Annotated in this window: 1 protein-coding gene; it reads right to left on the reverse strand. The window is 43.9% G+C overall.

Annotated features, from left to right (window positions below):
• Positions 1-240: 240 nt before the first annotated feature.
• Positions 241-1,122: a lysophospholipid acyltransferase family protein gene (locus QUA74_RS29705; protein ID WP_333336351.1), complete on the reverse strand. Its 882-nt coding sequence runs from the start codon at positions 1,120-1,122 to the stop codon at positions 241-243.
• Positions 1,123-1,836: the final 714 nt, after the last annotated feature.

Consider the following 1,836-nt stretch of genomic DNA (forward strand, 5'->3'; position numbering starts at 1 on the left):
TTAAAGGGAAAAACTTTTTGACTCCAACTTTTCACAACTGATAAAAAATTCCACACACATCTGCGGAATGTGGGTTTGAAATAAACCTAATGGATTGATTTCAAAAAATGTTTGTAGTCACGACTTACCCACAGGACTCAAGAAACCTGTTTTTTTACTCATATCCCTCGCGCTTCACGCTATATTGTCGTAAAAACAATCAATTTCTGCATCCTAGAATAATATAGACTTGTGCAATTCTCAATTGCCCACCAAACAATCTAATTGTTTTTGCATTTGGGCGGTAACTCGATCGAAACAAGCATCAACATAATCGCGATCGCGCGCCGCCTCCGAACCGTACTTCTCAAATACAATCGGTTCGCACACGCGAGTCCGAATTTGCACGGGTAAAGGCAGGTTTGGCAAAGGCCCAATACTCAATCCCCAAGGCAATCCCAAATACACCGGCAATACCACTGGATCGATGCCAAATAGCCACGGCATCCCCAATTCATGCAATTTCTTTGCTTCTTCGTACAAATCTGCCAAAACTATCAAAGTATCGTGGGCACCGTGCGAGATAATTGGTACAATTGGCACTTCTTCTCGCAATGCTAATTTAATAAATCCCTTGCGCCCCGCAAAGTATATTTGATGGCGCAAATGATGGGGGCGAAAAACATCTTGGGCGCCGCCCGGATAGACGAGAACTGGGGCATTTTTACGCAAAGCTGCGATCGCCATTTTCGGATGTGCCTTGAGGGCACCACACTGAACCGCCATGCTAGCAATATCAGGAGAAACTTCCCAAACCGTGGGGTGCATCAATCCGTAGGCCAAGCGTTCGGTTCCGTACCTGCGGAACCATTCGTATAGGAACATAAACATATCGGGAGCGGCTATTCCCCCGTTGTGAGAACCGACAACGAGCATTTTTCCGCTCGCGGGGACGTGATGCCAGCCGTCGCTTTCTACGCGAAAATAGTAGCGGTACAGCCATTCCCAGATTGGCAACAGAAGCTTAATGAAGTCGGGATTGCGATCGTCTAAAGATAGACCGTCAAAGGGATATTTAGAGGATTTGCCGTCTTTTTTGTTAGTAGTTTTTGTCACTGCAAAAATATTCAACGCTTTGGTCATTATATAGCATAAGGAAGAAAGCTTTAGCTCTCGAAGATAGAAGACTTTAGTTATTTCGGAAAGAAGGAAGCAGGGAGTAGATTAGTTGGGCTTTTCCTCTACTTGTGCGTGCAATTATCCCGATCGCCTACCAAAACAAGATTTTTCCTATCATTAATAGGCTACCCTTCCGCAGGAATCTACCGAATTAGTTTCAGCCATTGAAAACCTCATAAATATCAAAAGCGGTTGCTATAGCAATATAATTAAATCAGAATTGGCGCAAATATTTGGTTTCTGATTTGAGGGGGCTGGTTTTGTTCGGAGGTTTTGTGCGGGTTGTCTATTTTGGTGGCTAAACCCCCCTTGTATCTTTAAATTGAGATGTTGCACCATTCTCAATAAGACTTTTATGGGCGGGCTCTCCTGCCCAACCCCTACTCCCCACAAGAAATTAATTCTTTGTGGAACAGGCCGGAAAGCCTGTTAAGCGAGAATGGTGCAAGATGTAAGTTTAAACAGACTCGCTCTCAAACTTCAGCAGGCACAGTAAAGCGTCAGCGAGTAAATATCAAGAAACCCTCCAAGTTTCTTACGTAAGAGTCAGTATCAAGGGCACCTGAAGTCGAGGAACTACAAACCCTCGTGGTGACGACTATAATCCAATGGCACTGAAAAAGTGAGCAAAAAAAAATCTGTAAGGCAAGATATACATAGATAATTGCCTTACAAACC

The organism is Microcoleus sp. LAD1_D3, from assembly GCF_036702135.1.
Lineage (GTDB): Bacteria > Cyanobacteriota > Cyanobacteriia > Cyanobacteriales > Microcoleaceae > Microcoleus.